General features: G+C 33.7%; 16 protein-coding genes and 1 pseudogene. 12 read left to right on the plus strand and 5 right to left on the minus strand.

Going from position 1 to position 20,038, the window contains the following annotated elements:
* Positions 1-161: 161 nt before the first annotated feature.
* A complete protein-coding gene (locus tag HMPREF2658_RS10610; RefSeq protein ID WP_001030703.1) occupies positions 162-1,799 on the minus strand; it encodes an APC family permease in 1,638 nt (545 codons plus the stop codon).
* Between the two features lie 180 nt (positions 1,800-1,979).
* Between HMPREF2658_RS10610 and HMPREF2658_RS10615 the strand changes: the two genes are divergently transcribed.
* The 10 genes and pseudogenes from HMPREF2658_RS10615 (at position 1,980) to HMPREF2658_RS10660 (ending at position 10,788) form a co-directional block, all read left to right on the plus strand.
* Positions 1,980-2,579, plus strand: coding sequence for a YdeI/OmpD-associated family protein (locus HMPREF2658_RS10615; RefSeq protein WP_001291523.1), 600 nt, complete (start codon positions 1,980-1,982; stop codon positions 2,577-2,579).
* Positions 2,580-2,613: 34 nt separating this feature from the next.
* Positions 2,614-2,723: pseudogene (locus HMPREF2658_RS14635) on the plus strand (hypothetical protein).
* 79 nt (positions 2,724-2,802) lie between these two features.
* Positions 2,803-2,922 carry a hypothetical protein gene (locus tag HMPREF2658_RS10620; RefSeq protein WP_016528771.1) on the plus strand — a complete coding sequence of 40 codons (120 nt, stop codon included), beginning with the start codon at positions 2,803-2,805 and terminating at the stop codon, positions 2,920-2,922.
* Positions 2,923-3,248: 326 nt separating this feature from the next.
* Entirely contained in the window at positions 3,249-4,475 is a 1,227-nt protein-coding gene (locus HMPREF2658_RS10625) for a betaine/proline/choline family ABC transporter ATP-binding protein (protein WP_000948985.1), read from the plus strand.
* On the plus strand, positions 4,472-5,107 hold the full coding sequence (locus HMPREF2658_RS10630) for an ABC transporter permease (RefSeq protein WP_000569116.1): 636 nt from the start codon (positions 4,472-4,474) through the stop codon (positions 5,105-5,107). Before HMPREF2658_RS10625 ends, HMPREF2658_RS10630 begins: the two co-directional genes overlap by 4 nt.
* Before the next feature lie 16 nt (positions 5,108-5,123).
* Positions 5,124-6,065 carry an osmoprotectant ABC transporter substrate-binding protein gene (locus HMPREF2658_RS10635; protein ID WP_000721563.1) on the plus strand — a complete coding sequence of 314 codons (942 nt, stop codon included), beginning with the start codon at positions 5,124-5,126 and terminating at the stop codon, positions 6,063-6,065.
* Positions 6,065-6,760 carry an ABC transporter permease gene (locus tag HMPREF2658_RS10640; RefSeq protein ID WP_000399188.1) on the plus strand — a complete coding sequence of 232 codons (696 nt, stop codon included), beginning with the start codon at positions 6,065-6,067 and terminating at the stop codon, positions 6,758-6,760. Before HMPREF2658_RS10635 ends, HMPREF2658_RS10640 begins: the two co-directional genes overlap by 1 nt.
* A gap of 292 nt (positions 6,761-7,052) precedes the next feature.
* Positions 7,053-8,453: an MFS transporter gene (locus HMPREF2658_RS10645; protein ID WP_000381267.1), complete on the plus strand. Its 1,401-nt coding sequence runs from the start codon at positions 7,053-7,055 to the stop codon at positions 8,451-8,453.
* A 225-nt stretch (positions 8,454-8,678) separates the two neighbouring features.
* A complete protein-coding gene (locus HMPREF2658_RS10650; protein WP_000684053.1) occupies positions 8,679-9,614 on the plus strand; it encodes a 2-dehydropantoate 2-reductase in 936 nt (311 codons plus the stop codon).
* A gap of 322 nt (positions 9,615-9,936) precedes the next feature.
* Entirely contained in the window at positions 9,937-10,788 is an 852-nt protein-coding gene (locus tag HMPREF2658_RS10660; protein ID WP_000034518.1) for an NAD-dependent epimerase/dehydratase family protein, read from the plus strand.
* A gap of 106 nt (positions 10,789-10,894) precedes the next feature.
* Here the strand turns inward: HMPREF2658_RS10660 and HMPREF2658_RS10665 are convergent, their stop codons facing one another.
* Complete coding sequence (locus HMPREF2658_RS10665; RefSeq protein WP_000208573.1) at positions 10,895-12,394, minus strand: serine hydrolase FLP; 1,500 nt, start codon at positions 12,392-12,394, stop codon at positions 10,895-10,897.
* Positions 12,395-12,625: 231 nt separating this feature from the next.
* Between HMPREF2658_RS10665 and HMPREF2658_RS10675 the strand changes: the two genes are divergently transcribed.
* Positions 12,626-14,455, plus strand: a complete 1,830-nt coding sequence (locus tag HMPREF2658_RS10675; RefSeq protein ID WP_000483051.1) for an APC family permease — start codon at positions 12,626-12,628, stop codon at positions 14,453-14,455.
* 138 nt (positions 14,456-14,593) lie between these two features.
* Here HMPREF2658_RS10675 and HMPREF2658_RS10685 read toward each other — a convergent pair whose 3' ends face one another.
* Both HMPREF2658_RS10685 and HMPREF2658_RS10690 read right to left on the minus strand, forming a co-directional pair.
* Positions 14,594-16,672, minus strand: coding sequence for a cation:proton antiporter (locus HMPREF2658_RS10685; protein WP_001185675.1), 2,079 nt, complete (start codon positions 16,670-16,672; stop codon positions 14,594-14,596).
* Between the two features lie 137 nt (positions 16,673-16,809).
* Complete coding sequence (locus tag HMPREF2658_RS10690) at positions 16,810-18,219, minus strand: amino acid permease (RefSeq protein WP_000101538.1); 1,410 nt, start codon at positions 18,217-18,219, stop codon at positions 16,810-16,812.
* Between the two features lie 284 nt (positions 18,220-18,503).
* On the opposite strand from HMPREF2658_RS10690, the gene HMPREF2658_RS10695 reads away from it, so the two are divergent.
* Entirely contained in the window at positions 18,504-19,310 is an 807-nt protein-coding gene (locus HMPREF2658_RS10695; RefSeq protein ID WP_000690210.1) for a metallophosphoesterase, read from the plus strand.
* Between the two features lie 62 nt (positions 19,311-19,372).
* On the opposite strand, the gene HMPREF2658_RS10700 is transcribed toward HMPREF2658_RS10695, so the two are convergent.
* Positions 19,373-20,029 carry a C39 family peptidase gene (locus HMPREF2658_RS10700; protein WP_001080281.1) on the minus strand — a complete coding sequence of 219 codons (657 nt, stop codon included), beginning with the start codon at positions 20,027-20,029 and terminating at the stop codon, positions 19,373-19,375.
* Positions 20,030-20,038 lie beyond the last annotated feature (9 nt).

Genomic DNA, 20,038 nt, shown 5'->3' on the forward strand with positions numbered 1-20,038 from the left:
GTAGAGCATAGAACATTGATTTATGTCCCAGCCTCCTCACCATCTTGTTATGTTAGTTATTTATAACCCATTTTCAAAATAAAAAACCAACCAAGATGTTGAAATCAATGGTTGGTTAATGTGTGTGTTGAAATCATATATGGCACTGCATTTTAAAATATTTAATGAGATGACTTTGATTCATTATTTAGTGACTCACGCATCTTCGTATTGATTCGTGTTGCGCGACGGAAATAGACGCTTTCAAATGAACTCGTTGTACCGATGTAATAGAAGATAAGCGCCACAATAATAATAACGATAAAGTCAAATGGATAGTGAATCATATTTAAGCCTTTAAATTCTTTGCTTCCTATAAATGACAGTATTGATAGCACGATTAAATATACAATAATCCATAAGCTACCACCAATTTGTTTCTTTGTATTACGCCAATTCATACGATATTCATAGAAGAAGTAGATTGGTAAGCCAAGTATAATGATTAAAATAACTTCAGCCGTTGTTGGCCACATTGCCCAATATATAGCTAATGAAGCTAATACAAATGATAATGGTGCCATTACTTTTAAAATTTTTGCTCTAAATGGACGAGTCATTGTTGGTCCCATTTTTCTTAATGCAATCACTGTCGTTGGGCCAGTTAAATAGGCTACTAAAGTTGCAGTAGAAATAACTGCTGCTAGCGTACCCCAATCTCTAAATAACGTAACCATAATCATACTAATGATGGCATTAAAGATAATTGCTACACGTGGAATATGATATTTTTCATTCATCTTCCCAAGAAATTTAGGGATATGTCCATTTTTCTCCATTGCTCGTAAAACTCGACCTGTAACGGCGACAAATGACACGCCAGTACCGAATGGTGATACAAAAGCTTCAATATATAGTAAAATTGCGAGCCAATTAATTCCTAATAAGATAGCTAAATCAGCAAATGGTGAATTGAAGTTGATGCCATTCCATCCACTATGTTGTAACATTGATTGAGGCATAGAAGTGATAAACGTACTTTGTAAAATGATGTACAACACTGCACTGATTGACAGTGAGATAGCGATGCCTCTTGCGATATTTTTTTCAGGATTTTTAATTTCTGAACCCATATTAATAATTGTCTGGAATGAATTGAATGAAAAAATAATCCCTGATGCTGTTGTTGCAGCAAAAATTGGTGCACTTCCGTAAGGCATAAATGTGCTTGCCGAATGGCCGTAATTTGAAGTGTCGAATCCTGATAACATCAACATGATGATGGTTAACATGGGTACGCCTAATTTAAATACAGAAATTAAACTCGTAAATGATGTTAAAAGTTTTACGGACCAATAGTTTAATAATGAAAAAATAACAATGATGAGATATACAGCTAGCAATCCGTATGTGCTAATAGAGCCATTTTCCATTAAATGTTTCATTGGTTTCGCCCAATGCCACGGCCAAGAACTCATATATTGAACAGCTGACACAGCTTCGATAGGTATTATTGTCACCAAAGACACCCAGTTCGCCCAAGCAGCAATAAAGCCTAATAATGAGCCATGTGTATACTGGGCATAGTTACTCATGCCACCTGATTGAGGAAACATTGTGCCGATTTCAATGTAGTTATAGGCAATGGTTCCAATGACTAGGAATCCAAGAACCCATGATATGATTGCTGCTGGTCCAGCTATTGATGATGCTTCCCACGCACCAAATAGCCAACCAGATCCTATTAAAGAACCTAACCCTAATAAGACTAATTGGGATAGATTGATTTTGTCGTTGTGCAATTGCTTGTCTTTATTCATAAATACTCCTTCGTTATTGCCGAAAATTCAAAAAATAGTATGCGAAAAATTATACGCTTATTAGTATAATAGTCAAATTTATTTTTTGTAAGAACGCAAAAGCATTTGTAAAATTAGTTTTTTATAAAATTAGGATATATAATACAATGTGTATTGAAAAATAAAATGGAAGTAATGACTATGAGTGAGAAACAATCGAATGAACAAGTTGAGGCATTTTTAAATAAAGAGAGTCAATGGCAAGAAGAATATAAATATTTGAGAACGTTAATCTTTAATGAAACAGAATTAGAGGAAGCGTATAAATGGATGCATCCTTGTTACACGTTGAATAATAAAAATGTAGTACTTATCCATGGCTTCAAAAATTATGTTGCACTATTATTTCATAAAGGTGCCATTTTGGAGGATAAATATCATACACTCATTCAACAGACTGAAAAGGTGCAAGCAGCTCGTCAGTTACGATTTGAAAATTTAACAGAGATTCAAGCACGTACCGAAGAAATTAAATATTATCTAGCTGAAGCAATTAAAGCTGAAAAAGCTGGTAAAAAAGTTGAAATGAAGAAAACAGAGGAATATGTTATTCCTAAAGAGTTAGAAGCTAAGTTCGAAGAAATGCCACAGCTAGAGTCGTCATTTTATAAATTAACGCCAGGCAGACAACATCAATATATATATCATATTGGACAAGCTAAACGCAGTGAAACAAGACAAAAGCGTGTTGAAAAGTATATTAACCAAATACTAGAAGGTAAAGGGATGCATGATAAGTAATTAATGAGTAAAAGCATACCGGTTATACAACAACATACAAGATGACACGAAACAACCAATGGCTCATGCTGTTGGTTGTTTTTTAGGTGTGCCTGTCATGGGCAACACTTTGACGGTGAAATGCCGTTACAGGCTTGGGAGTAGGAACTGTTAGCAAAAGGCAAGGGTGTCTACAATAAATGATGAAGATATTAAAATATAAGGATGACTTTGTGAGTGGCGGATGGACGTTTATCCGCCTGTAACAATGGATGCGTGTGCATTATTACAAAAATTCGACTTTTGTAATAATATTTCACATTTTCGACACTTTTTTGCTATAAAACAACCAATTGAGCGATAATAAATTCGCTTTTGAAAAATATGAGTTATCTATTTAGTTGCAAAAGATAAAATGATAATGTTTAATAACATCATATAGAGTATGTTAGTTTTAAATGTCGAATATACGAATGTGCAAACAAAGTAATCGGTAGAAATTCAACATACATAGCGCCGTTTACTGTTAAGTATTCACATTACAGATGAAAAATATAAAATTCTACATAATCAAGACCATGATGTGTACTTGTTTAACTTATGACTCTATTTGTTTAACAATTGCGATGATGGTCTTTTTATTTTATGCGTATCATTCGTCATATTTTTTATGAGGAAGGAGAAATGATTATGTTAAGTATTAAGCATTTAACGAAAATTTATTCTGGTAATAAAAAGGCAGTAGATGACATCTCTTTAGATATTCAATCAGGCGAATTTATCGCGTTTATAGGAACCAGTGGGAGTGGCAAAACGACTGCTTTAAGAATGATCAACCGTATGATTGAAGCGACAGAAGGACAAATTGAAATTGATGGTAAAGATGTTCGGAGTATGAATCCTGTTGAATTACGTAGAAATATTGGCTATGTTATTCAACAAATTGGCTTAATGCCTCATATGACGATTAAAGAGAATATTGTGTTGGTACCCAAATTGTTGAAATGGACTAAAGAAGAAAAGGATAAGCGTGCAAAGGAATTAATTAAACTTGTGGATTTACCGGAGTCATTTTTAGAGCGTTATCCAGCTGAACTATCAGGTGGGCAACAACAACGTATCGGTGTCGTAAGAGCACTTGCGGCCGAACAAGATATTATTTTAATGGATGAACCTTTTGGTGCATTGGATCCTATTACGAGAGATACGTTACAAGATTTAGTTAAAACGTTACAACGAAAATTAGGCAAGACGTTTATCTTTGTAACACATGATATGGATGAAGCGATTAAATTAGCAGACAAAATTTGTATTATGTCAGAAGGTAAAGTAGTGCAATTTGATACACCGGACAATATTTTAAGACATCCCGCAAATGATTTTGTACGTGATTTTATAGGACAAAATAGACTGATTCAAGACCGTCCTAATGACAAGACTGTAGAAAGTGTAATGATTAAACCAATCACGATACAAGCAGAAGCAACACTGAATGACGCCGTTCATATTATGAGACAAAAACGTGTTGATACTATTTTTGTAGTAGATAGGGATAACCATTTACTAGGATTCTTAGATATTGAAGATATAAATCAGGGTATACGTGGACACAAAAGTTTACGAGATACCATGCAACAACATATTTATACCGTTCAAATTGATTCTAAGTTACAAGATTCTGTACGTACGATTTTAAAAAGAAACGTTAGGAATGTACCTGTCGTAGATGATCAACAGCGTTTAGTAGGACTGATTACGCGTGCCAATGTTGTTGATATTGTATATGACACGATTTGGGGCGATAGTGAGGATACAGTGCAAACAGAACATGTGGGGAAAGACACTGCGTCCTCAAAAGTGCATGAGCAACACACTACTAATGTCAAAGTACGTGACATAGGAGATGATAAATCATGATCGAGTTCCTACATGAACATGGCGGACAGTTGATGTCGAAAACACTGGAACATTTCTATATTTCTATAGTGGCATTATTACTTGCCATCATTGTTGCAGTACCTATAGGCATTTTATTATCAAAAACAAAGCGAACTGCCAATATTATATTAACTGTGGCAGGTGTGTTACAAACTATTCCAACACTAGCTGTACTTGCTATTATGATACCGATTTTTGGTGTTGGTAAAACGCCTGCAATTGTAGCGCTATTTATTTATGTATTATTACCTATTTTAAATAACACGGTACTCGGCGTTCAAAATATTGATAGCAACATTAAAGAAGCTGGAAAAAGTATGGGAATGACACAATTTCAATTGATGAAGGATGTTGAATTGCCGTTAGCCTTACCGCTTATACTAGGCGGTATTCGCTTGTCGTCTGTGTATGTAATTAGTTGGGCTACACTTGCAAGTTATGTAGGTGCGGGTGGATTAGGTGATTTCATTTTCAATGGTTTAAATTTATATGATCCACTGATGATTGTAACTGCAACGGTACTCGTTACTGCACTAGCATTAGGTGTTGATGCCTTATTAGCTTTAGTTGAAAAATGGGTAGTTCCTAAAGGGTTAAAAGTATCTGGATAATTAGGAGGCTAAGATAATGAAGAAAATTAAATATATAGTTGTCGTGCTTGTCTTATCGCTTACCGTATTATCTGGATGTAGTTTGCCCGGACTAGGTAGTAAGAGTACGGAAAATGATGTCAAAATTACAGCATTATCAACGAGTGAATCACAAATCATTTCACATATGCTGCGATTATTAATAGAACACGATACGAAGGGTAAGATAAAGCCAACATTAGTAAATAATTTAGGGTCAAGTACGATTCAACATAATGCCTTAATTAATGGGGATGCTAATATATCAGGTGTTAGATATAATGGCACAGATTTAACGGGAGTTTTAAAGGAAGCACCAATCAAAGATCCTAAGAAAGCAATGATAGCAACGCAACAAGGATTTAAACAGAAATTTGATCAAACGTTTTTCAATTCGTATGGTTTTGCGAATACGTATGCCTTTATGGTAACGAAAGAGACTGCTAAAAAATATCATTTAGAGACGGTTTCAGACTTAGCAAAGCATAGTAAAGATTTACGTTTAGGTATGGATAGTTCATGGATGAATCGTAAAGGCGATGGCTATGAAGGATTTAAAAAAGAGTATGGTTTCGACTTTGGTACCGTGCGACCAATGCAAATAGGTCTCGTTTATGACGCATTAAACTCAGGGAAGTTAGACGTTGCATTAGGTTATTCTACAGATGGTCGAATTGCGGCGTATGATTTGAAAGTACTTAAAGATGATAAACAATTTTTCCCACCTTATGCTGCGAGTGCTGTTGCAACAAATGAATTATTACGCCAACACCCAGAACTTACAACGACGATTAATAAGTTGACTGGAAAGATTTCAACTTCAGAGATGCAGCGCTTGAATTATGAAGCGGATGGTAAAGGTAAAGAACCTGCTGTCGTCGCAGAAGAATTTTTGAAAAAACACCACTATTTTGATAAACAGAAAGGTGGTCATAAGTAATGGAAGGAAGTTTATTACAGCAATTATTCAATTATTATGTTACGAACTTTGGCTATCTATGGGATTTATTTTTCAAACACTTATTAATGTCTGTCTATGGTGTGCTGTTTGCAGCTTTAATTGGTATTCCATTGGGAATCTTGCTTGCAAGATACACAAAACTTTCTGGATTTGTAATTACAATTGCAAATATAATTCAAACAGTTCCAGTCATTGCAATGTTAGCTATTTTAATGTTAGTCATGGGTTTAGGCTCAGAAACAGTAGTTTTAACAGTGTTTTTATATGCGTTACTTCCAATTATAAAAAACACTTATACTGGTATAGCTAGTGTTGATGCGAATATTAAGGATGCTGGCAAAGGTATGGGAATGACACGCAATCAAGTGCTACGAATGATTGAATTACCGTTATCTGTTTCGGTTATTATCGGTGGCATTCGTATTGCCTTGGTTGTTGCGATAGGTGTTGTTGCCGTTGGATCATTTATAGGAGCACCTACGCTTGGTGACATTGTGATTCGTGGTACAAATGCGACGGATGGCACAACGTTTATTTTAGCAGGTGCGATTCCGATTGCTATCATTGCAATCGTCATTGATGTACTATTAAGATTTTTAGAAAAACGATTAGACCCAACGACACGACATCGAAAAAATCAATCTAATCATCGGCCGCAAAGTATTAATATGTAATAGTAGAAGATGTTTATAATTTAGCGATTCCGTTTCATGGTTTATAAAAATGAGGCTACTCAAGGAGCTCAAATAATCTTTGAGTAGCCGTTTTATAGGTTGTATTTGTATGCGTTTACACTAAAATAGCAATTATTATCACGAAAGTTTTTGGATAAAAAGCGTTAATTATTGTAAAAATACTAAAAAATGAGATGTTTTATTTATAATTTTCTGCAAATTTATGATATTGTTTCTTAATATATCATATTAAAAATTTGTTTTTCTTAAACATAGGAGGCTTATCTAATTCATGGACACATCAAAACAATTTAGAGGTGACAACCGATTGCTTTTGGGTATCGTTTTAGGGGTCATTACCTTTTGGCTATTCGCGCAGTCACTTGTTAATCTTGTTGTCCCATTACAATCAACATACAGTAGTGACGTTGGAACGATAAATATCGCTGTTAGCTTATCTGCCTTATTCGCTGGTTTGTTTATCGTAGGTGCTGGTGATGTTGCTGATAAATTTGGTCGCGTCAAAATTACTTATGTAGGATTGATATTAAATGTTGTAGGTTCATTACTCATCATTATTACACCTTTGCCAGCATTTTTAATTATAGGTAGAATAATTCAAGGTTTGTCTGCAGCATGTATTATGCCATCCACACTTGCTATTATTAACGAATATTATATTGGTACAAGAAGACAACGTGCCTTAAGCTATTGGTCTATTGGTTCTTGGGGTGGTAGTGGTATTTGTACGTTGTTTGGTGGCTTAATGGCTACATATATAGGTTGGCGTTCAATATTTGTTGTTTCAATTCTATTAACATTATTAGCAATGTACTTAATCAAACATGCACCTGAGACTAAAGCAGAACCAATCAAAGGTATGAAAGCAGAAGCTAAAAAGTTTGACGTTATCGGGTTAGTCATTTTAGTAGTGACAATGTTAAGTTTAAATGTAATCATCACACAGACGTCTCATTTTGGTTTAGTTTCACCGTTAATTCTAGGTTTAATTGTAGTGTTTATCTGTTCATTAGTTGGTTTTGTATATTACGAAAATAAAATAAAGCATCCACTTGTTGATTTTTCAATTTTTAAAAATAGAGGATACAGTGGTGCAACTATTTCAAACTTCTTATTAAATGGTGTAGCAGGTGGTGCACTTATCGTCATTAACACGTATTATCAACAACAATTAGGATTTAATTCTTCGCAAACGGGTTATATTTCATTAACATATTTAATAGCAGTGTTGTCAATGATTCGTGTAGGTGAAAAGATTTTATCGCAACATGGTCCGAAACGCCCACTATTACTAGGAAGTGGCTTTACAGTGATTGGGTTAATCTTATTGTCGTTAACATTTTTACCAGAAATGTGGTATATCGTATCTAGTATAGTTGGATATTTATTGTTTGGTACTGGTTTAGGATTATATGCTACACCATCAACTGATACAGCAGTTGCAAGTGCGCCAGATGATAAGTCCGGTGTTGCTTCAGGCGTATATAAAATGGCGTCATCATTAGGAAATGCATTTGGAGTAGCAGTATCTGGTACGGTTTATACTGTGTTAGCAGCTAATTTAAATTTGAACTTAGGTGGTTTCACAGGTATGATGTTTAATGCCTTGCTAGCAATTGTTGCATTTTTAGTCATTTTACTATTAGTTCCTAAAAATCAAACGAATTTGTAAAACTGAAATGAAAGCAAGTTATTATGTAAATGTTTTAAAGAAAATTTTGTGAAAGTGAGTTTATCATACACACTTAATGTTGCGTATTGACGTTTAATGTTAGGTGTGTTCTTTTATAGATGATAAAAGCTGTGTGCATATTAAGCGAGTGATTTTCAAATTGACGCTAATATACGAAAGTAGTATTTTAAAAATGAACAACAACGATGAAGAGGGGTTTATAGGATGAAAATTGCAATTGCTGGATCGGGTGCATTAGGTAGTGGCTTTGGTGCCAAACTATTTCAAGCAGGATATGATGTCACACTTATTGACGGATATACATCTCATGTTGAAGCGGTTAAGCAACATGGATTAAATATAACGATTAATGGAGAGGCATTCGAGTTAAACATTCCGATGTATCATTTTAATGATCAACCGGACGAAAGCATTTACGATGTTGTCTTTCTATTTCCAAAGTCTATGCAATTAAAAGAAGTGATGGAAGCTATGAAGCCACATATTGATAATGAAACGATTGTCGTATGTACGATGAATGGCTTGAAGCATGAAGAAGTCATTGCGCAGTATGTTGCTCAATCACAAATTGTCAGAGGTGTTACGACTTGGACGGCAGGTCTTGAAAGCCCTGGACACAGTCATTTACTTGGTAGTGGACCAGTTGAAATAGGTGAACTAGTTGATGAAGGTAAAGAAAATGTTATAAAAGTTGCTGATTTACTTAACGAAGCGGAATTGAATGGTGTCATGAGTAAAGATTTATACCAATCGATTTGGAAAAAGATTTGTGTTAATGGTACGGCAAATGCATTAAGCACAGTGTTGGAGTGTAATATGGCATCACTGAATGAAAGTAGTTATGCGAAGTGTTTGATTTATAAATTAACGCAAGAAATAGTGCATGTAGCGACGATTGATAATGTTCATTTAAATGTTGATGAAGTATTTGAATATTTAGTTGATTTAAATGAAAAAGTTGGTGCGCATTATCCATCCATGTATCAAGATTTAATTGTTAATAATAGAAAAACTGAAATTGATTATATTAATGGCGCAGTTGCAACCTTAGGTAAACAACGTCATATTGAAGCGCCAGTCAATCGCTTTATTACTGATTTAATTCATACTAAAGAAAGTCAGCGACATGCACAGGATTAATTAGTGTTTTTAGGTATGATTATAAGTAAATGACAATCACGTGATAATTATGGTCATTATTAAGATTGAAATGTAATAAATAAAGAACAGCAGTAAGGTACTTTCAAATTGAAATGATCTTGGTGCTGTTTTTCTTAATTGGTCTTCTTCATAATTCAGATTTGTCATAGGTCTACGACATACTACTAGCATTTGCTAGACAGTTTTTACGACGACACTTTGAAAAATTTTGAGGCAAATCATTTGGAAGTCTTACGTGAATTTTGTACACTCATCAAGCAAGTATTTATATTAAAAGACAAATAGAGAAAAGGTGTTTATAATGAGTAAAATTTTTGTAACTGGTGCAACGGGCCTTATTGGCATTAAATTAGTTCAAAGACTAAAAGAAGAGGGGCATGAGGTTGCTGGTTTTACTACATCTGAGAATGGTCAACAAAAGCTAGCTGCTGTTAATGTAAAAGCATATATTGGTGATATATTAAAAGCTGATACCATTGATCAAGCGTTAGCAGATTTTAAGCCAGAGATCATTATTAATCAAATTACGGATTTAAAAAATGTTGATATGGCAGCAAATACGAAAGTACGTATTGAAGGTTCTAAAAACTTAATTGATGCAGCGAAAAAGCATAACGTTAAGAAAGTAATTGCCCAAAGTATTGCCTTTATGTATGAACCGGGCGAAGGATTAGCAAGTGAAACGACAGCACTTGATTTTAACTCAACTGGTGACAGAAAAGTAACAGTTGATGGTGTTGTTGGTTTAGAAGAAGAAACGGCTCGTATGGATGAATACGTTGTTTTACGTTTTGGCTGGTTATATGGCCCAGGTACTTGGTATGGAAAAGATGGCATGATTTATAATCAATTTATGGATGGTCAAGTGGCACTTTCAGATGGCGTAACATCATTTGTGCATCTTGATGATGCAGTTGAAACATCTATTCAAGCTATTCATTTTGAAAATGGTATCTATAATGTAGCAGATGATGCACCTGTTAAAGGTTCTGAATTTGCAGAATGGTATAAAGAACAACTTGGTGTTGAACCAAATATTGATATTCAACCTGCGCAACCATTTGAACGTGGCGTAAGCAATGAGAAGTTTAAAGCGCAAGGTGGTACTCTGATTTATAAAACTTGGAAAGATGGCATGAATCCAATTAAATAATCGGTTTCTGCATATAGCATGTTAATAATGAAGACTTGTTCAAATCGCTAATCCTCATACATAAATATGTATGTTTCGGATTGATGTGCGATTGAACAAGTCTTTTTTATGGTTTCTTAATTGTCGTTGTATGTAGTACTAACAGAATTGTAATTAACATACTGAATAATGCAATAAATGTTGTAGTTAACGTTAATTTAATTTCTATTGGCAGCCAAGTCAGTACAAAAGACCAGTTATTGCTACCGAGAATGAGATATGGTAATGCATATAATATGAGCGCTATAGCGATACATAAACATAAAGTTAGCCAACTTAAAAATGTGGTAAGTTTTGATTTGCGCAGGATGATTTTCCCGTGACGCATTTGCCAAGCACGATAAGCTGAGAATATAAATGCTAATAAAATAAGTGTTGTCATCAAAACGGTAACAATATTAAATTGATCTTTATGCGCGTTCAGTACAGATGCTACAGTAGAATATTGTTTATGATTTAATAATTGTGTGTTAAGATGCTCAACTAATTTGGGTACATATTCCGAATTTAGATTTGCAAGCACAACAATTCCATAATTTTGTTTTGGATTTAGTAAAATAAATGATGAAAAGTTATCGAGCGTTCCTGAATGAAACACTAAATGTTCATCATTATTGGTAAACCAGCCGGAAGCATATGCATTGGCATTAGGTTCACCGATTGTTGATGATAAATTTTTATGTGATTGTTGAACTAATGATTTGTATTTATTAGGTGGATTAAGTTGGAATTTTATCCAATGTTCCAAATCTTCAGTTGATGTCAACATATATGCTGATGGTGTATCCCAAAGGTTAAATTCAGGTTTAGAGACGACAGGTGTCGAACCTTGTAATTCGTAGCCAATAGCATCATGTTTTGATTTGTTATTGGTTTGTTTGAATGATGTATGTGTCATATGCAAAGGCTTGAGCCATGAATTTGTAATATATTTTGTATAGGATTGCTTCGTAACGTTTTGGATAATTAAACCTAATAAATCATAGTTCATATTTGAGTATTCAAATTCTTTTCCGGGCTTATGATGTAATTCATCACCCATAATTGCACGGGTTACATCATTTAAACGATTATTTTTATTTGTTACGGAGTCTTCGCTTGTAATATCACTAGGTATACCACTTGTTTGAGCCAAAAGTTGCTTAATCGTAATAGTTTCATTTTGACCATTATAGTTCATTTTAAAATGAGGCACATGTTTGGATACGGCATCATTTAAGTTTAATCGACCTTCTTGAGCTAATTTTAAAATTGCAAGACCTGTGAAAGCTTTCGTATTAGAAGCAATTTCATACTTTGTTGTGGGAGAAGCTTTGACTTTTTTATCAACATCTTGATAACCATAACCTTTATTTAAAAAAACTTTGCCATTTTTTACTATTAAAATTGATGCTCCAGGAATATGTCCCTTTTGTAAATCATGCTCGATAATTGTATCTATTTGTTGTTGCGAATCATTGGTTAACCGTGTCTTCGTATTGCTATTTAATGTTATATATATAGCAATTGAAATGGCGACTAAAATGATAATAGAAATGGATAGAAAATACAGTTTTTTAGTAGTCATAAACGTTCCTTTTTATATGTTAAATTTACTTAAGTGCCTAATGAGATTTATTTTATTATACCAGTTCTATTGAATAAATTAATTAAAGAGGTATATTTACCATTATTTTTGACACCTTATATGTTAATAGGTGTATAATTACATAAAAAATATTAATTAACTCTCTATACTTTTTGGGAAGATAGGCGTATAGTGATATCCATCAAAAAGTATAAAAAGGAATAGGAGATTATGTTCAATCAATTTAAAAGACTTATTATAGGGCAACCTAAAAAAAACAGAGAACTAAAAGACGAAAAGATATCGAAGTTTAAAGGGTTAGCGATTCTTTCGTCGGATGCATTATCTTCAGTAGCTTACGGTCCCGAACAAATACTGATTACATTATCAGTAGTGGGTGCAGTTGCAACTTGGTATACTTTACCGATTGCAGGTGCTGTTCTGATCTTATTAGCTGCTTTAATTATGTCTTATAGGCAAATTATTTATGCATATCCTAAAGGTGGCGGCGCGTATATGGTGTCCAAGACCAATTTAGGAGAAAAATGGGGATTGCTTGCAGGAGGCTCATTATTAGTCGATTACATACTGACTGTCGCTGTTAGTATATCATCTGGTGCTGATGCATTTGTTGCTGCATTCCCAAGTTTATATGGGCATAAAGTACTGATTGCATGTTTACTTGTACTTTTTATTTTAATATTAAATTTACGTGGTTTAACTGAATCTGCCACCGTATTATCCTATCCAGTATATCTTTTCATTATAGGGTTAGTGATATTAATATTTATAGGTACTTTCCGTGTGGCGACAGGAGATATTCAACCACATATGCATGCATCAGTAGGAACTGCGGTTCCTGGAGTAACATTATTCTTGCTATTAAAAGCATTTTCATCAGGGGCTTCATCATTAACAGGTGTTGAAGCTATTTCAAATGCGGTAACCAATTTTAGAGAACCAAGTGCTAATAATGCTGTAAAAACGTTAATTGCTATGGGTTCAATTTTAGCGTTTTTATTAGTTGGTATCGTTGGTTTAGCATATGTTTATGGAATTATGCCACAAACGGAAACGACAGTTTTATCACAATTAGCTATGCAAATATTTGGTGATAATGCTGCCTTCTATTTTGTACAGGCAACGACCGTGATGATTTTGGTATTAGCAGCCAACACTGGATTTACAGCTTTTCCGATGTTAGCGGCTTCAATGTCTAAAGATAAATATATGCCTAGAATGTTTACTGTTAGAGGTGATCGCTTAGGCTACTCTAACTCGATTATTATTTTAGGTGTATTAGCCATTATTTTAATTATTGTATTTGATGGTATGACTGAAGATTTAATTCCATTGTATGCGGTTGGTGTATTCATTCCATTTACACTAGCACAATTCGGTATGGTTATTAAATGGATTCATGAACGTCCTAAGAATTGGTTAAGTAAGTTGTCTGTGAACTTACTTGGTGGTATCGTGACATTTATTGTTTTTATGATTTTACTCATAACTAAATTTAGCCAAGTTTGGCCGATACTTATTTTCTTGCCGTTCGTGGTAATTTTCTTCTTGAAAATTAACAAACATTATCGAGATATCGCAGAACAATTGCGTTCTGATATTGATGTTCATAATGTAGAAGTAGTAGATCGTAATTTAGCAATTGTTCCGATAACAAGCATTACAACTGCAGTTGATAAGTCTATTTATTACGCACAAATGCTTGCGAATAATGATGTCATTGCAGTACATGTATCATTTGGAGATGAAGATGAAAAAGCATTCCAAGAGAAATGGAAACGTCATTTCCCAGATGTAAGATTAGTTATTTTACACTCGGAATATCGCAGTATTATACGACCAATTTCACGTTTTATCGATAAGATTAATCGTAAAGCCAACGATCAAAACTATATGATTACAGTAGTGATACCAGAATTTATTACTAAGAAACGTTGGCATAATTTATTACACAATCAAACTAGTTTGCGTATGAAATTGTATTTAATTTATCAAAAGAATGTTAACGTATGTACAATTCCATTTAAACTTAAAAAATAGATTCTATAATCAAATCGGATTGATGAAAGGTTATTTACTTTTCATCAATCCGATTTTTTGATGTTGAATATAAAAACCCCGTACATATGAGATGATCATGATTTTGTCTCATATGTACGGGGTGTTGTTATGTCTTGCTTAATGTTTGGACTGTAAAGACAAGACAATTTCGTTGTAATTGATATTTTCTCGAATTTGAGCTGCAACGATATTGTTGATTTTATTTTTGCGAATTAATTCATCTAAAAGATGACGTTGTAAGTACAATGCTTCCAATTTGTGGTTATGGAACATAGCTTGCGGTATGATTTGATTGCTGTTTTCTTGACGTTCTTTTCGACGTTGCGCACGCCACTTTAATGAGCGACTCATATCATAGTAATGATTAATGACTAAGCTAACCTCAAGTACATTTGTACTATTTTGTTCTTCTTTTAAGCGTAAAATAATATTGTGATTCACAATACGCATAATTTTTTGAACATCTTTGAATGAATTTTCAAATTCTTGCTTCTTAGATTCTTTGTTTAAGGATTTGTAGTGCTTCATCGCTTTAAGTCTAAGCCATAACATCTTGAAGAAGTTTGCAAATTTTTCAACAAATGAAGCAGTACGGTGTGTCTCTGTTAATTCGACAATATTGCGGTAATTATTTATATCCTGATATGTTGCCTTACCTTTATCAATTAAACGCTCAAGTGTAGATGTTTCGATTACTTTTGCAATATCTTCTAAACGTTTGAGTTCTTTTGTATTTTGATTATCAGGTTCTGAATTTAATAAAAATAACAATTCTCCAAAGTATTGGTTTAAAACTGGGCGATAATTTGTATCGTTTTTGTCTTTTTTACTTTCGTTTTTAAAATGTTCGATAACTTTTTGGACAATGAAAATTTTGGCAGATTGATAAGTCATACCTTTAAAAGTAGTATCTTCGGCAGATGGTGTAATTAAAGGTAAAACAATTTGCGCTAAGATTAAACTAATTAATACCATGAAAGATGCAATAAACAATAAATCATTACGGTATTCGAATGCTTGTCCTTTTGTAATGATAAATGGTAATGTAAGTGCCATTGAAAGTGAAATTGTACCGTGAATACCACACATGGTCATAATAAATGCGTAACGCACACGAGAAGGTGGTGTTTCATGTGAATCATGTTCCTCGTCTAGATAAGATTGTATATTTTTCGGGAAATAAAAATCTTTGTACCAGAAATAAACCCAAACAAATCGACATACATAAATTGCAATAGCGATTAATATAGTGATCACTATTAAAAATGAAAAGTTGTCAGGCTCTGTTTGGAAAATATCTATGACTACAGTAGGAATCATAAAACCTAATACAACAAATACAAAACCATTTAAGGCATAACTAAATGTATTCCAAATTTGATGGTAATTCATTTGTAGTTCCGTTTGTGCTCTAATTAAACGGTCGCGTTCTAAACCATGGATTAGACCTGCGATTACAACTGCAATGATACCTGAAGCATGAACTTCTTCTGCTAAAAAGTATACGACAAAAGGAGTTAATAATTGAATAAAAGTTAAGGTATTGTTATCTTTTAAACCTTTATTAGCGGTTAAGTCTATACGTATTCTAACGACAACGAATCCAATAATTGCACCAATAAGTACACCTAGTATTGTTGAAATGATAAATTGTTCAACAGCTTGGAATAATGAAAAGGTACCAGTTACTAATGCAGTAACAGCAATTTTAAATGAAATGATACCTGCTGCATCATTGAGTAAAGATTCACCTTCTAAAATCGTCATAGAACCTTTAGGTAATAATTTTCCGCGTGTAATAGCAGATACTGCTACTGCATCAGTAGGACATAAAATTGCTGCTATTGCAAAAGCGGCTGGCATTGGTAAGGCAGGCCAAATCCAATGTATAAAATAGCCAACGCCGACTACAGTTGCAAACACTAGTGCCATTGACATTAATAGTATAGGTTTACGATATTCTAATAATTTTGTTCGAGAGACGTGGGTACCTTCTACAAAAAGCAGTGGCGCGATAACAGCGAACATAAATACTTCAGAGTTGAATTGGAAATCAACTTGTATTGGAATAATGAAAATAATGACACCTAATGCAATTTGAATAAAGGCAGTAGGAATTTGTGGAAATCGATTATTGATAACCGAACTGATAATCACAGCAAAAATAAAAATTAAAAATGCTTCTAATAATGCCATACAATACTCCTCAAAATTTTAATAGTTAATATTTTATCACTTTTAAGGCATAATGACATAGATATATTGATAAAATGAAGTTATTTTCAAAAAAACTCTAGTATCGGTTGAACTGATACTAGAGCAAGATGTTTAAATTATTGATTGTCATATCTGAAATGACCGCTGTCATTTTGTCGTTGTTCATATGCGAGCTTTTCAGCATTCGTTTTATATTTTTTATAAAAGAAGAATAAAAATATAAACCAGAATGGCGAAATATAAATAGCTGCTCTTGTTTCGTCACTAAAGAATAATAAAATGAATACAAAGAAGAAGAACGCTAGAATAATGTAAGCAATAGGCTTACCACCAATCAACTTAAATTTACTGTTTTTATGTGCCTCAGGATGCTTTTTCAAATACATTAGATAAGCGACAATAATCATTGCCCAAACAACTAAAAACAACACAGTTGATAACGTTGTAACGTATATGAATAGTTGAATTGCATTAGGGAAAATGTAGTTTAACAAGGCTGCTATAAGTAATGCAATTGATGAAACTAACATTGATAAATAAGGCACGCCATGACTATTCGTTTTATTTAAAACTTTAGGACCTAATCCTTGTTGTGACAGTCCGAATAAGATACGACTATTCGAATAGATACCACTATTTGTAGCAGAGGCCGCGGCAGTTAGCACGACAAAGTTAACGACACCTGCTGCAAATGGCACGCCGATTAATGTAAAGAGTTTAACGAAAGGGCTACTATTTGGATCGATATCATTCCAAGGTATGACTGACATAATTACTAATAGACCACCGATATAGAATAATAAAATACGGATAGGTACATTATTAATTGCTTTCGGTAAGGTTTTTTCAGGATCTTTCGTTTCACCAGCAGTTACACCTATAAGTTCAATACCAATGAATGAATATACAGCAATTTGGAATGACATTAGGAAACCAAATGTTCCTCCAGGGAACATGCCGCCGTGACTGATTAAGTTTGTGAATGATGCATGTCCATAATGTGTTTTAAATGAGAAAAAGATTAATACAAGACCAACGATAACCATCGCAATAATTGTGACAACTTTAATAATAGAGAACCAAAACTCCAGTTCACCAAATAATCTGGCACCTAATAAGTTGAAGCTAATCAAGATTAAAACAATAAATAGCACGGTAATCCAATTTGGGACTTGTGGATACCAAAATGCAAAGTATTGTCCCATCGCAGTTAGGTCTGACATACTTGATACAATCCAACATAACCAGTAAGTCCAGCCAATGACAAAGCCACCAAAAGGGCCTAAATATTCATTTGCAATATCAACAAATGAATTAAATCTTGTATTGCTCAACAACAATTCGCCTAATGCGCGCATAAAAGCGAATAGTACAACCCCAATAATCATGTATGTGAATAACAGTGATGGACCAGTTAAAGATATTGTTTGACCTGATCCTAGGAATAACCCAGTTCCAATTGCGCCCCCAATTGCTATCAATTGGATGTGTCTGTTATTCAACTCTCTATGCAATTTTCTTGCCATAATTTTCCTCCTCAGGATAAAGCAAATAAAAAAGTTGTGTGTAAGCGTTTTCTTAATTATAAATACTAAAGAAATCCATTTAATAAAGCAATTATTTTTTTAAATATAAGAAAAAACATTTGATAGGTAAGGGTATGATAACTAAAACTTATCGATTTTTTGGAAAGATATAAGTTTTTATGCAAAAATATAAAATGATCATCTAAATGAAGCAGTTAACTATATATATTAGATAAGCTATGGCATAATAAATAACATTTTAATTTGGTAAAGAAGGTATGGGTATGAAGATAGGGACAATCGCCGATTTACATATTGATCGTCATAATAAAAAAACATCCGAAGATTACTTAGAGGCATTGGTTGAAATAGTTAAGTATAAAAATTTGGATATATTGTTGATTGCGGGGGATATCTCAAATCATTATCAATTGACGCACCAATTTATAACGCAATTGACAAAACAATTAGATATACCTGTGAAATTTGTTCCTGGAAACCATGATTTATGGAAAGTTGAAAGTATGACTACGCAAGACATTTGGAATAATTATAAGAGTATGTCACAGTGCTTGGTAGGAAAACCATTTATAGTAAATGAAGAATGGGCAATAATAGGACATACAGGTTGGTATGATTATAGCTTTGCAGCACAACGATTTTCATTAGATGAGTTACAAAGAGGAAAACATTATGGTGCGACTTGGCAAGATAAAGAACGAATATCTTGGGGCATATCAGATCAAAATTTATCTGAAATAGCGGCTGAACAAGTTAAGAAAGATATATTAGAAGTAGGAAATAGACGAGTGATTTTAGTCACACATGTTGTGACGCACCCTGATTTCATTGTTCCTATGCCGCATCGTATATTCGATTTTTATAATGCATTTATTGGGACAAGTGATTTCAATCCTTTGTATGCGATGTTCGATATACCATATAGTATTATGGGCCATGTTCATTTTCGGAAAAGTGTGATGGATGATGGCAGATGTTATCTCTGTCCGTGTCTAGGCTATCCAAGACAATGGCGTTCAGAAGATATTTACCAGGAAATAAATGAGACGATACAAATAATAGAAATTTAAAATGCGCAAACCTGACCCAGTTTGCGCATTTTATGTTTTACACACGCGAGTAATGTGTTTACTTACGTGTGTTTATTTTGTTGCTGATTTTCAATTGTATATGAATGTGGTTGCACATAAATGCACTTTCTTCCTGGTGAATTAAAGCTGTATTCCATTTTCTCTTTACGAATTTTAATAATTTGTTTGCGATTTGGAATGATGGCAGGTAAAACTAGACCACGACGAATATGACTCCAAAGTGGATCGATATAATAGTAATAGTAATCATCGTACCCAATTAGTAACGTTACGTGAATATTTGAAACTTGTTTCGCTGGCTTGTTATCAAAGCGGAAAACACGTAGTAATGGTTTAGAACCAAGATTAGTATGGTATATTAACACAGGTTGACCTTGATCGATAATACCTTTAAGATCTTCTAAGGATTTACCAGTGCCGTCTACGATATTAGGATTGTATTTTTGTAAAAATGGTACATATGCTTCTGGAAATATCGTTTGATGATAATTGCCAAGCTTAATGAATAAGTGATGTCCAACATAACCTTTATGTGGATTGTTCGGATGTGTCGGCCAATGTCTCATAATTTCTGTAGCAGGGATATGTTGGTTATTGTATTGCAACATCATGGCTGCGGAAACACCTTCACACCCCATGACCATAGGGATAGGAAATAGCTGACTGATAGGTTTAACTGGTAATATTTTTCGGTTCATAATATAGTC

The sequence above is a fragment of the Staphylococcus sp. HMSC062H10 genome (assembly GCF_001836945.1).
In the GTDB taxonomy this organism is placed as follows: domain Bacteria; phylum Bacillota; class Bacilli; order Staphylococcales; family Staphylococcaceae; genus Staphylococcus; species Staphylococcus aureus.